Below are 13,354 nucleotides of genomic sequence, written 5' to 3'. Positions count from 1 at the left end.
GTCGGTAATAGTAATTATATATTTACTAAATACTGGGTGGTTGTACTATTATTTTTGTTGTTCGGTATGACAGCTTACTTAACGACTTTCATACTTAAATTATAAACACAGTGACACAACATTCTTGGAGAGCGATATGTCTAACTATCAAAGCGCAATAGAAGCAGTTAAAGCAATTAAAGAAAAAGCAGGAAGTTCTTGGGATGCGATTAGCCCTGAATCTGTCGCTCGTATGCGAGCTCAAAATAAATTCAAAACTGGTCTAGAAATCGCTCAATATACAGCCGATATTATGCGCGCTGATATGGACGCATTTGATGCTGATAAAACGAAGTACACCCAATCACTTGGTTGTTGGCATGGTTTTGTTGGTCAGCAAAAACTGATTTCAATTAAAAAGCATTTTGGTAGTACTAAAGGTCGTTACTTATACCTTTCTGGTTGGATGGTTGCAGCGCTACGTTCTGAGTTTGGTCCACTTCCTGATCAGTCTATGCACGAAAAAACAGCCGTTGCTTCATTAGTTGAAGAGCTTTACACCTTCCTTCGCCAAGCCGATGCGCGTGAATTAGGTATTTTATTTGGCGAGTTAGACAAAGCAAACGAAGCTGACGATCAAGCTAAAGCGAAAGAAATTCAAACCGCTATCGACAACTTCGAAACACATGTTGTGCCAATTGTTGCAGATATCGATGCTGGTTTTGGTAATGCTGAAGCAACTTACTTAATGGCTAAGCAAATGATCGAAGCGGGTGCTTGTGCACTGCAAATTGAAAACCAAGTAGCAGATGAAAAACAATGTGGTCACCAAGACGGTAAGGTGACTGTTCCACATGCAGATTTTCACGCGAAAATTCGTGCATTACGTCATGCATTCCTAGAGTTAGGCATTGATAACGGTATTATCGTTGCACGTACTGACTCTGAAGGTGCAGGTCTTACAAAAGAAATTGCTGTGGTAAAAGAGCCAGGTGATGAAGGTGATATTTACAATTCATATTTAGATGTTGAAGAAATTGATGTATCTGAAATGCGTGAAGGTGATGTTTGTTTAAATCGCGATGGCAAGCTAGTTCGTCCTAAGCGTTTACCTTCAGGTTTATATCAATTCCGTGAAGGCACTGGCCATCAGCGTTGTGTATTCGATTGTATCGGTGCACTAAATGCAGGCGCAGATTTACTTTGGATTGAAACAGCCGTTCCTACTGTTCATGAAATTAAAGGTATGATGGATGATGTTCGCAAAGTACATCCTAATGCGAAACTGGTTTATAACAATTCACCATCATTTAACTGGACGCTTAACTTCCGTCAACAAGCTTATGATGCTTGGGCTGAAGCAGGTAAAGACGTATCGGCTTATGAGCGCGCTGACTTAATGAATGCGAAGTATGATGATTCTGAATTATCGGCAGAAGCAGACGAGCGTGTACGTACCTTCCAAGCGGATACTTCACGTGAAGCGAATGTATTCCATCACTTAATTACGTTACCAACTTACCATACAACGGCGTTATCGGTAGATAACTTAGCAAAAGAATACTTTGGTGAAGCAGGTATGCTTGGTTATGTTAAAGGTGTACAACGTCAAGAAATTCGTCAAGGTATTGCCTGTGTTAAACATCAAAACATGTCAGGCTCTGACATTGGTGATGCGCATAAAGAATACTTTGCTGGTGAAAATGCACTTAAAGCTGGTGGCGCGAAAAACACCTCTAACCAGTTCTCATAATGTAGACTCGGAACTGATTGCAAAAGCCGCTTAATTGCGGCTTTTTTGTGCGTGATTGAATTAGTTACAAGTTACAAGCGGCAAGTAATCAGCGGAAAGTTACAAGCGATAAGTAGCAAGCGGTAAGTAGCAAGCTATAAGTTACAAGCGGTAAGTAATAAGCGGAAAGTAATAAGCGGTAAGCGGTAAGCAGCAAGCGGAAAGTGACAAGTGGTAAGTAATCAGCGGTAAGTGACAAGCGGTAAGTAATCAGCGGTAAGTGACAAGCGGTCAGTAATCAGCAGTCAGTAATCAGCGGTCAGCCTCAGGGATGCGTTTTACATGGTAAAAAGAAGATAAACTGAAGAGGAAAAGTAAGCTGTATGATTGGTTAACAGATACAGCCTAGAGCTATCACTTTATCTATGTGAAAAACGGCATAAAAAAACCAGTAACTAAGTTACTGGTTTTTTTCTTTTCCTATCAGAAGTATTTAACTAACCCAATAATTAAAAACCGTACACAAGCGTTACCGCTGTTTGTGTATCTGTATTTTCAGTATCGTCATCAACTTCAGTATTGTAATCAACCGTAAAAGAGAACTTTAACTGTAATGTTGAGATCAGTTTAGTGGTAATGCTAGATTCAGCTTTATAAATGCTGTTTTCATCACTTCTTACCGCATACTTAGCACTGAACGTTTGTTTAAACTCAACATTTTCATTTAGTTTACGTAGGTATAATGCTTGCGCCTGAATAATGAAAGCTGACTGAGTGTGCTCAGCTACAGTATCGGTAGCTTTAACGACATCACGTTTATAACCCGGACCAATATCAGCCCATAATGACGCTTTCTCATTTTTATACCAATGACGACCCCAACCTGCTGAGAACGAGCTTTGGTTGTTGAAGCTATTAAAGTCATTATCTTCATACCAAATATTACCGTACATGTAGTTCTTTTCACCTTCTAAGGTGTAGTTAGTTTGTGAGGTAATATTCCATTTTTGGTCTGTCGTTATAAAGTGCGTTTCACCTTCGGCATCTTTTACATCGCTCTTCTTTTTCAAGAAGTTAAAATCGAGAAGGCTTAACCATTTACCTTCTTCATAACGTAAATCAAAACCTGTTTTTAAATCGCCGCTATGAGTATTACCTGTTTTATATAACAAGCCTAACTCTGCAGAGCCGGTTAAGTTTGATTTTTCTTCTTCAACGGCTGCATCTTCCGCAAATACTGATAGTGGAAGAGCTAAAAGCCCGGCTATGGCTAGCTTACGATTCATGATTTTCCTCTTTGTTTACATGTAAAGATAATTGTGGATATGGTATTTCGATATTATTTTCATCAAGTGTCACTTTAATTTGTTCAAGTAAATCAAAGTACACAGGCCAGTAATCTGATGATTTAACCCAAGGGCGCACAACTAAGTTAACTGAGCTGTCTGCTAATTCGCTTACGCCAATAGTGGTAGTTTCGTCTTGTAATACCAACGCGTGGTTACTGGTAATGGTTGTTAAAATTTCTTTAGTTTTTGCTAGATCGGCATCATAGCTAACGCCAATGACTAAATCGATACGGCGTTTTGGCTTAGTAGAGTAGTTGGTGATACTGCTACTGGTAATTGAATTGTTTGGCACGATAACTGTTTTATTGTCACCCGTTCTAAACTTAGTTGAAAAGATATGGATCTCTTCAATTATGCCCGCAACACCAGCAACTTCGACAAAGTCGCCATTTTTAAAGGGTTTTAAAATAATTAATAGCACGCCAGAGGCAAAGTTAGATAATGAACCTTGTAAGGCTAAGCCTATCGCTAAACCGGCGGCACCGACGATTGCAACAAGAGATGATGTATTAAAACCTAAGTGTGAAATCGCGGCGATAATGGCGACAAAAAAGGCAATACCGTAAACGATACTTGAGATAAAACTGATAACGGCAGGATCAACATTCTTATGTGCCATTACTTTTGCCGTTGTGCTACTAATTAATCGAGCGACAAGCTTACCGACGATAATTATTACAATAGCGATAGCAAATTTAATTAAAAAGTTTTGGATCATATCTTGGTTGTCAGAAAACCATGACACTATAGCGTCCATAAATCCCCCTGGATTATATTGAGTTACATAATGTTGCGTAAAAACACATTATATAAAACATTTTTAGCTTAACCCAGTGAAAAATTAATAATGTTATAAAAATGTAAAATAATTAGGAGGGGGGAAATAAAAAAGGAGCCGAGGCTCCTTTATAAAAATGATGTCATTTTGTTGTGCACTAGTGCTACTTTATCAGCGCATTTAACTTACCAGCTTCGTATAAGTTGAACATTTTCTCTAACGAAATTGGTTTAATTTTACTCGCATTACCTGCGGTGTTAAAAGCTTCATAACGATCTTTACAGATGCCGTACATGGCTTCAGTCGTTTTGGCTAAATATTTACGAGGATCAAATTCACTGGTGTTTTGCGCTAAAAATCGACGAACAGCACCTGTTGACGCCAAACGTAAATCAGTATCAATATTGACTTTACGCACACCATTTTTGATGCCTTCTTGAATTTGTTCGACAGGTACACCATAAGTTTCTGGAATTTCACCACCAAACTCATTAATAACCGCTAACCAATCTTGTGGTACTGAAGACGAACCATGCATCACTAAATGCGTATTTGGAATTCGTTGATGAATTGCCTTAATGCGATCAATAGCAAGAATATCGCCGGTAGGCGGGCGGGTAAATTTATAAGCACCATGTGAGGTGCCACAAGCAATTGCTAAAGCGTCAACTTGGGTTTTGTTAACAAAGTCTGCTGCTTCTTCAGGATCGGTTAGCATTTGATCTAACGTGAGTTTGCCAACCGCGCCAATACCATCTTCTTCACCCGCTTCCCCGGTTTCTAAAGATCCCAAACAACCTAGTTCACCTTCAACTGAAACTCCACAAGCGTGCGCCATTTCTACCGTGCGGCGTGTTACATCGACATTATATTCATAACTTGAAGGCGTTTTACCGTCTTCACCTAAAGAGCCGTCCATCATTACTGACGAGAAGCCAAGTTGAATAGAGCGTTGGCAAACGCTTGGTGAAGTACCGTGATCTTGATGCATTACCACTGGGATATGTGGGAATTCTTCAATGGCTGCTAATATAAGGTGACGTAAAAAAGGAGCACCAGCATAAGTGCGAGCACCTGCACTTGCCTGCAAAATAACCGGACTATCGGTATCATTTGCTGCCATCATAATGGCTCTAACTTGCTCTAAGTTATTCACATTAAAAGCTGGAATGCCGTAACCAAACTCAGCCGCATGATCAAGCATTTGTCGCATAGAAACCAATGCCATAAAACTACTCCTAGTAAAAATTTTAAGTAATGAATTTGTTAAATATTGAAAGCTTTTGTTGCTGTGTGTGAAAGCTTTCTTGTCTCTTTCTGTATTGTAGCAGGGAATTTAAACGAAATGCACCGATTAAAAGCCAATTGCTGACTTTTATTTACTTTGACGTCAATATGAAAGCTAATAACGAAAATTAATAACAACGAGATATGTGAAGGTGAATTGTTTGCTATTAAATTGTTTGGTTGTTGGTTTTATCTTATTGATTTTTATGTTTTAAAATTGAATTTTGTTTGTTTATGAAGTTTTTGTGGCAGATTTGTCTATCTAGTGAGGGAAGTCTTATTTTAGTAAAGTAACTTCAAGTGCGAAAAATTAAATTCTCGCACTTGGAGCTAATTTTACAGATTTGTACGTTTTTGAGCTGGTAAGCGCCTTTGAAAGTTTACTTGGCGCGTTGCTCTAAAATTTCGACAGCAGGTAATACTTTGCCTTCTAAAAACTCTAAGAAAGCGCCACCACCGGTTGAAATATAAGAAACTTTATCAGCAATGTTGTACTTATCTACTGCCGCTAAAGTATCGCCACCGCCTGCGATAGAAAAGGCATCGCTTTCTGCGATTGCATGAGAAATAACTTTGGTGCCTTTGGCAAACGCGTCGATTTCAAATACGCCACAAGGACCATTCCATAAAATGGTTTTTGCTGACTTCAAAATTTCAGCCACTTTTGCCGCACTTTCTGGACCGTAATCAATAATATCATCGTCAGCTGAAATATCTTTAAGCTGCTTAATTTCTGTTGCTGAGTCATGTTTCCAGTCACTAAAACCGACCTTGGTCACGGTTACGTCTTGTGCAAATACCACGTCTGTTTCTTTACATAAACGCTGTGCTTCTGGAATAAGATCAGCTTCATATAATGAATTACCCACTTCGTAGCCCGCAGAGGCAACAAAGGTATTTGAAATTCCACCACCAACAACTAAGGTATCAGCAATTTTTGATAATGAGTCGAGTACCGTTAATTTAGTTGATACTTTAGAGCCACCCACCATCGCAACTAATGGACGGGCTGGGTTATCAAGCGCTTTGGTTAATGCGGCAAGCTCAGCTGATAATAATGGTCCAGCAGCGGCAACAGGGGCAAACTTAGCTACGCCGTGAGTACTCGCTTGTGCGCGGTGAGCTGTGCCAAATGCGTCCATAACGTAGATGTCACATAATGCCGCTAATTTTTTCGAAAGCGCATCGTCGTTTTTCTTTTCGCCAACGTTAAAGCGAATGTTTTCAAATACCACTAATTCGCCTGCTGCTACATCTACACCATCAAGGTAATCGGCAACTAATCTTACAGGGTAGTTTAAAGCTGCGCTTAAATAGTCGACTACTGGCTGCATTGAGAAGTCAGCGTTAAATTCACCTTCGGTCGGGCGTCCAAGGTGAGACATCACCATCACTTTAGCACCGGCTTCTAAGGCAATTTTTAATGTAGGTAATGCTGCACGTAAGCGCGCATCAGAAGTGATTTTACCTTCTTGAATAGGTACGTTCAGATCTTCACGGATCAATACACGTTGTTCGGCTAATGCCAAATCGGTCATTTTAATTACAGACATTTTGATTCTCCCTTAAGAGCGTTATCATTTTTAAACTTAATTGATGTCATATTTATAACATCAATTTATTATGAGTTATTTAAGCAAGGTTGTTATTTACGATGCCTTGTGCATTGCTACGGCAGTATCTAGCATGCGGTTGGCAAATCCCCATTCATTGTCACACCAAATAAGTGTTTTGATTAATCGTTTATGGCTAACACGAGTTTGACTGCCATCAACGATGCAAGAATGCGGATCGTGGTTAAAGTCGACCGAAACTAGTGGCTCTTCGGTATAATCGAGTATGCCATTTAGGCCATTGTTTTTAGCCGCAACAATGGCCTGATTAACCTTTTGTATATCTACTTCACAATTAATGGTGAGGCTTAAATCCATAGCCGTAACATTAATTGTTGGTACACGCACCGCGATGGCCTCAAATCGCCCAGAAAATTGCGGTAAAATTCGCTCTATACCTTGTGCGAGTTTTGTATCGACAGGAATGATCGATTGACTCGCTGCACGTGTTCTACGCAAGTCACTATGGTAAGCGTCGATGACTTGTTGATCATGCATTGATGAATGTATGGTGGTAATTGTGCCACTTTCAACGCCAAAAGCGTCATCTAATGCTTTGATCACAGGAACAATACAGTTAGTTGTGCAAGAGCCGTTGGATACGACGATGTCTTCACTTGTTAAACTTTGGTGATTAACGCCATAAATAATGGTTGCATCAACATCAGAGGCACCAGGGTGGGAAAACAATACCTTTTTGGCACCTTGCTTAATATGGGTTAAACCTTCACTTTTACTACCAAACATGCCAGTACAGTCTAGTACTAAATCAATTTGATGTGCTTGCCACGGCATTTGATGCAAGTGTTTTTCATGGCTTAGTACGATCTCGTCTTCGCCAATTAACAGGTTGCCACCTTTTAAACTTACTGGATATTTAAAGCGACCATGAGCGGTATCGTATTTCAATAAATGAGCGATGCCCTCGGGCGATGCAAGCTCATTAATAGCAACGACTTTTATTTCGTCACGATAGTTATTTTCATATAAAGCGCGAACGACATTACGGCCTATGCGGCCAAAGCCATTGAGTGCGATTCTTATTGTCATCTTAAAACTATCATTTTAGATTGTATCTTTTTATTAGGGGTTATTAAAAACAAAAACAGCCGAGCGAACCTTGTTCACTCAGCTGTAATTTATTAACCGGCTAAATTATAGGCTGTTTACTGTGTCTATTACGTTTTCTACCGTAAAGCCAAAGTGTTCCATAAGTTTTCCACCAGGTGCTGATTCGCCAAATGTTGTCATACCAACAACTTTGCCTGCAAAACCAACGTATTTGCACCAGAAATCGACATGAGCGGCTTCAATTGCGACACGTTTAGTAATACTTGAAGGTAATACAGACTCTTTGTATTCAGCAGACTGAGCATCAAAGGTATTGGTTGAAGGCATAGAAACAACACGTACGTTTTTGCCCGCTTCTGTTAGTGCCGCTGCAGATTTAACTGCTAGCTCAACTTCTGAACCCGTTGCAATTAAAATCACGTCAGGAGTTGCTGCACAATCAACTAATACATAACCGCCTTTGGCGATATCAGCAACTTGCGCTTCAGTACGAGGCATAGCCGGTAAACCTTGGCGTGAAAATACTAAAGAAGTAGGTCCTGTTTTACGCTCAACCGCTGACTTCCAAGAAACAGCAGATTCGGTTGCATCACATGGACGCCATGTATCCATATTTGGCGTAGTACGAAGGTTGGTTAATTGCTCAATCGGTTGGTGAGTTGGGCCATCTTCGCCTTGACCAATTGAATCATGAGTGTAAACAAAAATATTTTGAATACCCATTAGTGCCGACATACGTACAGCGTTACGCGCGTATTCCATGAACATCATGAAAGTTGCGCCATAATTAATGAAACCACCATGTAGAGAAACACCATTCATGATGCCGCTCATACCAAATTCACGTACACCGTAGAAAATGTAGTTACCGGCAGGATCGGTTTCAATGCCTTTTGAACCCGACCATAAGGTTAGGTTAGAGCCGGCTAAATCGGCTGAACCACCTAGCAGTTCTGGTAAAATGCTACCGAAGGCTTCAATGGTATTTTGTGATGCTTTACGCGAGGCGATGTTCTCACCTTTTGCTTGGCTTTCTAAAATAAAGGCATTGGCTTTTTCTTCAAAATCACTTGGTAAGTCGCCTTTAATGACACGACGTTCATATTCAGCGGCAAGCTCAGGATGCGCTTGTTGGTAAGCGGCAAATTTTTCAGCCCAAGTTGCTTGGCTTTGTTGACCTTTTTCTTTTTGATCCCACTGTGCGTAAACATCTTCAGGCACTTCAAAAGGCGCATGTGGCCAGTTTAAAAATTCACGTGTTGCTGCCACTTCGTCATCACCTAATGGTGCACCGTGACAATCGTGAGAACCTGATTTATTTGGTGAACCAAAACCGATAATGGTTTTACAACAAATCATACTTGGCTTGTCGGTTACCGCTTTTGCTGCTGCAATTGCAGCGCTAATTGCTTCAGGATCATGTCCGTCAACACTAATGACGTGCCAACCGTAAGACTCAAATCGTTTTGGTGTATCGTCGGTAAACCAACCTTCAACATGGCCATCAATTGAAATGCCATTGTCATCCCAAAACGCAATTAACTTGCCTAAGCCTAATGTACCCGCTAAAGAACAAGCTTCATGCGAAATACCTTCCATCAAACAACCGTCACCTAAGAAGCAGTAAGTGTTGTGATCAACAATTTCGTGACCGTCACGGTTAAATTGTGCCGCTAAGGTTTTTTCAGCAATTGCCATACCTACTGCGTTAGAGATACCTGCGCCTAGAGGACCTGTGGTTGTTTCAACGCCTGGTGTGTAACCATATTCTGGGTGACCTGGTGTTTTTGAATGAAGCTGGCGGAAATTAGCTATCTCTTCAATCGGTAAATCGTAACCACTTAAATGTAACAATGAATAAATTAGCATTGAACCATGACCATTTGACAAAATAAAACGGTCACGATCAGCCCAGTTAGGGTCTGTTGGATTGTGTTTTAAGAAATCACGCCATAGTACCTCAGCGATATCTGCCATGCCCATAGGGGCGCCAGGGTGTCCAGACTTTGCTTTTTGCACGGCGTCCATGCTTAAAGCTCTTATGGCATTTGCCAAATGTTTACGCGAAGGCATAACTGCTCCAAATATTGTTGTAAGAAAAGGGGTCCAGTGACAAATAATACTGTAACTGCTTGCGACTAAGCAGGCTAAATTATAGTTATTTTTGTATTAGAAATTATGTGTCGGTATTTTCACCTAGACAGCACCTTAACTGCAAATTTTTTCTGTTATTTCTTATTATTTTTTATGATTTAACAAACATTGTTCATTTTTCCGTAGTTATCTTGGTAGTATAGAAATGTTAAAGTGACTTAACAGACTGTCTTGTGTAGTTAATTTAACTTTAACCTTGTTATTAAAATAATTTCAATAATGTCCAGTATTGTAAAATAAAGGTTTAGCCTGTTTATGCCATTTCGGATGAGTCAATTCTTCATTGCAGTTTGCCTGTATTTAGCAATATGTATTATTGCCAGTACAGCAATTGAACCATTTTCGATTGTCAATTATGTTGGCCCAGCAGCAGGTGTTACTGGCGCGTTAATTTTATTATGGGGCGCGAGCTCTTTATTAGCGGTGTTACTAGGCACGATACTCTTTAATTGTTTTGTGTATTTCTACTTTGACTACCAAGTCGAGCTAGCGATCACTCTAATTAGTTTTTTAGCGATAACCTTACAAGCGTTTTGGACCAAACAGCTTACTTATAAATACGTTTATAACCAACAATGGCTTAATAGTCGTGCCTTGTTGTTTGTTTTTCTTGCTAAAATTGGTCCGCTAGCCGGGCTAGTTTCTGCTAGTGCCACAATATTGGTTGCCGTGTTAGATGCAAAAATATTAGCCGGTTCGCTTATTTATGCATTTTTTAGCAGTTGGGCAGGCAGTATTTTAACGGCTGTTTTTATTACGCCTTCATTGTTATTAACCCAAGGCGAGCAAAAGCTTTCTTTTATTAAGCGCTTCTTTGTTGTTATTGCGTCAGCGATGGGCTGTATCGCCATTAGTTTGTTATTTGTTTTTTCTCAAAAATCAAATCAGCATCATCGCAACGATGGATTTGAAGACGCAACCACACTGATAACTAACTCTATTAATCAAAAAGCGAGTCAAATAGCATTTCAGGTAAATGCACTTGCGGCACTATTAAGTGCCAGCGATGAAGTTACCGAGCATGAATTTCGTCAGTTTGCGCAAAGAGTTTATCTGCCTGAGTCAGGTATTAAAGCACTTGAATGGGTACCCGCTGTTACGCAAAAAAATAAAGCCAGCTTTGAAAAAATGGCGAGCGAAGAGCATAGTTTTCCTTATGCTATTTATGAACCTTCAATGATGGGAGATTTAATTAAAGCATCACCTAGGGCGTTGTATTTTCCTGTGCTTTATATTTATCCCGCTGAAAATAGGCGTTCGATTTTCGGTCTCGACTTTATCACGCACCCCGATAAATATGCCGCCATGAATCAGGCTAAAAAAACCGGGGAAATTGTTGCCAGTGCGCCAATCACCCTAGTTCAAGATAATTTTGAACGTCCGGGCTCGCTGATTTTTTTTCCTATATACAATAGTGGTTCTGCATTGCACTTTGGTGAACAACGCAGTAGTAATTTTGTCATTTCGGGTTATGTATCTGCCGTTGTCCAGTTCGATGATTTTTTTCAGAATTTAGCGTCTACTTTACAAGAGCAAAATATTCAGTTTTCTATTTTAGATAATAGCAATAACGCGCCTTATATTTTGTATGGTCAAGAAAGTGTTTATCAAAATCGTTTAGTGCAAAAATTGACGATGGATTTGTTTTCCAGACAGTGGTTAATTTCGGTTTCTGAAATAAAACCTTGGGATGTGCAGCAAAAGTCTTGGCAGACATGGGGGCTTTTATTAGGAGGAACTCTTGGAGGCATTTTCTTCCAAATCTTAATTTTAATGATGGCTGCTTATTCTACTGAACTGAGCAACCAAGTGATGTTAAAAACACGCGAGTTAATTTTAGCTAAAGAGCAAGCCGACCAAGCAAACTTTGCCAAAACAAAATTTCTATCGACGTTAGCACTAGAGTTAAAGTCGCCATTGTTGGCGGTAAAAACATTTTTAAACAGCTATCGAGACAAAAAGCTGCCAGAAGTATCAGCCAACGCAATTGGTAGTGTGCGCAATGCAAGCCAATCGATGGGCCATTTAGTTGACCATCTTCAAGATCTCAATAGTATTGAGTCTGGCAAGCTAACCTTAAACACCAATAAAGTCGATTTGCATGATTTTGTTTTACAGATTGAAGCTACCTTGAAGAATACGGCTCGTTTAAGAGGACAATCGGTCAAAGTTTTACTGGGTAAAAACGTGCCTCAGTTTGTTGATGTTGACGAATATCGACTTAGGCAATTACTTACCATTATTACAGATAACGCTTTTTCTTTATTACAAACCGATGTACTTAGGGTTTCGATTAAAGCGCATTTGCATAAAGTGGCAAGCACGTCGTTATTTTTTGTGTTTTCTGCTGATGAAACACTAATTAGCGAGCAAAATAATTTATATATTTTTGATGATGAAAACAGTGAATTAGAAAGCCATAGTACCGCGATGACTATGGTAAAAGAGCTTAGCCAGCTATTAGGAGGAAACGCTAAAGTAGTTCATTTACCTTCAGGTAGTTCGGTGATCAGTATTTCTATTTTGGTGCAATTACCAGCAGTTAACCAAACGGTTGAGTCTCAGTTTGAAATGGACTCTATTACTTATAAAACCTTATTAACCAATAAAGATGTTTTACTCGCAAGTTGTGATGAAGAACTGGTTAATGAGATAGGCGTGTTGTTGAATCAGGTAACACGTAAATTTGACGTTACCTATTCACAACAATCAATATTTGAAGTCGTTCATCAACACCGTTATAAATTAATGATCATTGACGGCGACGATGTTTTGATTGATGCAGTGCATGTGGCGGAGCAAATAAGGCGAGACAATAAGCATAATGAACTCGTGATTATTGGTTTATTTTCACAGCAACTGTCTCCCGAAAAGCTGCTAACCATAAAAGGCACCATGAATGGTTATTTGCAAAAACCAATTAATGTCGAAAAATTAAAATATTACCTGTCTCAAACTGGTTAATGCTTAAACTGAACTCAGGTTAGTTATTGTGCTAAATCAAAAATATGAACGCTTTTAATGAAAAAATAATGCAATTGTTAATGTTTTGTCATAAATGCGGTAAAATATTGATGTTTATTCGATAAATTCGTTTAAACAGCATTGAAATGTTTGTTTTAATGCTTTAAATTTGTACTGTTTTAAGTTTGGTAAAAAATAACAACAACAACTAAACCTTTGGAAAAGTAATGCGTAAATCACCTTCAGGTAGTAGTGGGATCAAGCTAACTACAGTAATACTCGCAGTGTTTGTGCTTGCTGTATCAGCACTTATGAGTAATGCATCAGTAGCAGGTGACATGGAAGTGACAACAGAAATAAATAAAAAAGAAGTGGTGTAATAAAACTTCCTTTTATATGAAATAGACAAACCTCACCTCGGTGAGGT

At 39.4% G+C, this 13,354-nt stretch carries 9 protein-coding genes; 3 read left to right on the top strand and 6 right to left on the bottom strand.

What is annotated here, in order from left to right; genetic code table 11:
- The first annotated feature begins 136 nt into the window (after positions 1-136).
- Positions 137-1,732 carry an isocitrate lyase gene (locus tag ACRRSQ_RS10425; protein ID WP_440875672.1) on the top strand — a complete coding sequence of 532 codons (1,596 nt, stop codon included), beginning with the start codon at positions 137-139 and terminating at the stop codon, positions 1,730-1,732.
- Between the two features lie 488 nt (positions 1,733-2,220).
- Here ACRRSQ_RS10425 and ACRRSQ_RS10420 read toward each other — a convergent pair whose 3' ends face one another.
- The 6 genes from ACRRSQ_RS10420 to tkt all read right to left on the bottom strand — a co-directional run bounded on the left by ACRRSQ_RS10420 (position 2,221) and on the right by tkt (position 9,882).
- Positions 2,221-2,997: a DUF481 domain-containing protein gene (locus tag ACRRSQ_RS10420; protein ID WP_440875671.1), complete on the bottom strand. Its 777-nt coding sequence runs from the start codon at positions 2,995-2,997 to the stop codon at positions 2,221-2,223.
- Positions 2,987-3,817 (bottom strand): mechanosensitive ion channel family protein, encoded by an 831-nt coding sequence (locus ACRRSQ_RS10415; protein ID WP_440875670.1) that lies wholly within the window; start codon positions 3,815-3,817, stop codon positions 2,987-2,989. The genes ACRRSQ_RS10420 and ACRRSQ_RS10415 overlap by 11 nt, the downstream gene beginning before the upstream one ends.
- Before the next feature lie 184 nt (positions 3,818-4,001).
- Positions 4,002-5,066 (bottom strand): class II fructose-bisphosphate aldolase, encoded by a 1,065-nt coding sequence (fba, locus tag ACRRSQ_RS10410; protein ID WP_440875669.1) that lies wholly within the window; start codon positions 5,064-5,066, stop codon positions 4,002-4,004.
- Positions 5,067-5,505: 439 nt separating this feature from the next.
- Entirely contained in the window at positions 5,506-6,678 is a 1,173-nt protein-coding gene (locus ACRRSQ_RS10405; protein WP_440875668.1) for a phosphoglycerate kinase, read from the bottom strand.
- 96 nt (positions 6,679-6,774) lie between these two features.
- Positions 6,775-7,788: an erythrose-4-phosphate dehydrogenase gene (gene epd, locus ACRRSQ_RS10400; protein WP_440875667.1), complete on the bottom strand. Its 1,014-nt coding sequence runs from the start codon at positions 7,786-7,788 to the stop codon at positions 6,775-6,777.
- 105 nt (positions 7,789-7,893) lie between these two features.
- Positions 7,894-9,882 (bottom strand): transketolase, encoded by a 1,989-nt coding sequence (gene tkt, locus ACRRSQ_RS10395; RefSeq protein WP_440875666.1) that lies wholly within the window; start codon positions 9,880-9,882, stop codon positions 7,894-7,896.
- Between the two features lie 336 nt (positions 9,883-10,218).
- On the opposite strand from tkt, the gene ACRRSQ_RS10390 reads away from it, so the two are divergent.
- Positions 10,219-12,927: a CHASE domain-containing protein gene (locus tag ACRRSQ_RS10390; protein ID WP_440875665.1), complete on the top strand. Its 2,709-nt coding sequence runs from the start codon at positions 10,219-10,221 to the stop codon at positions 12,925-12,927.
- A 227-nt stretch (positions 12,928-13,154) separates the two neighbouring features.
- A complete protein-coding gene (locus ACRRSQ_RS10385) occupies positions 13,155-13,307 on the top strand; it encodes a hypothetical protein (RefSeq protein ID WP_440875664.1) in 153 nt (50 codons plus the stop codon).
- Positions 13,308-13,354 lie beyond the last annotated feature (47 nt).

Source organism: Thalassotalea sp. PLHSN55, from assembly GCF_052030545.1.
Classification (GTDB): domain Bacteria; phylum Pseudomonadota; class Gammaproteobacteria; order Enterobacterales; family Alteromonadaceae; genus CANMXU01.
This window is presented reverse-complemented; position numbering and strand designations above follow the sequence as displayed.

Excerpts from the sequence above, each read along its gene's own strand:
- tkt (WP_440875666.1), bottom strand. The coding sequence starts at position 9,882 with ATGCCTTCGCGTAAACATTTGGCAAATGCCATAAGAGCTTTAAGCATG.
- ACRRSQ_RS10390 (WP_440875665.1), top strand. The coding sequence starts at position 10,219 with ATGCCATTTCGGATGAGTCAATTCTTCATTGCAGTTTGCCTGTATTTA.
- fba (WP_440875669.1), bottom strand. The coding sequence starts at position 5,066 with ATGGCATTGGTTTCTATGCGACAAATGCTTGATCATGCGGCTGAGTTT.
- ACRRSQ_RS10415 (WP_440875670.1), bottom strand. The coding sequence starts at position 3,817 with ATGGACGCTATAGTGTCATGGTTTTCTGACAACCAAGATATGATCCAA.
- epd (WP_440875667.1), bottom strand. The coding sequence starts at position 7,788 with ATGACAATAAGAATCGCACTCAATGGCTTTGGCCGCATAGGCCGTAAT.
- ACRRSQ_RS10420 (WP_440875671.1), bottom strand. The coding sequence starts at position 2,997 with ATGAATCGTAAGCTAGCCATAGCCGGGCTTTTAGCTCTTCCACTATCA.
- ACRRSQ_RS10425 (WP_440875672.1), top strand. The coding sequence starts at position 137 with ATGTCTAACTATCAAAGCGCAATAGAAGCAGTTAAAGCAATTAAAGAA.
- ACRRSQ_RS10405 (WP_440875668.1), bottom strand. The coding sequence starts at position 6,678 with ATGTCTGTAATTAAAATGACCGATTTGGCATTAGCCGAACAACGTGTA.
- ACRRSQ_RS10385 (WP_440875664.1), top strand. The coding sequence starts at position 13,155 with ATGCGTAAATCACCTTCAGGTAGTAGTGGGATCAAGCTAACTACAGTA.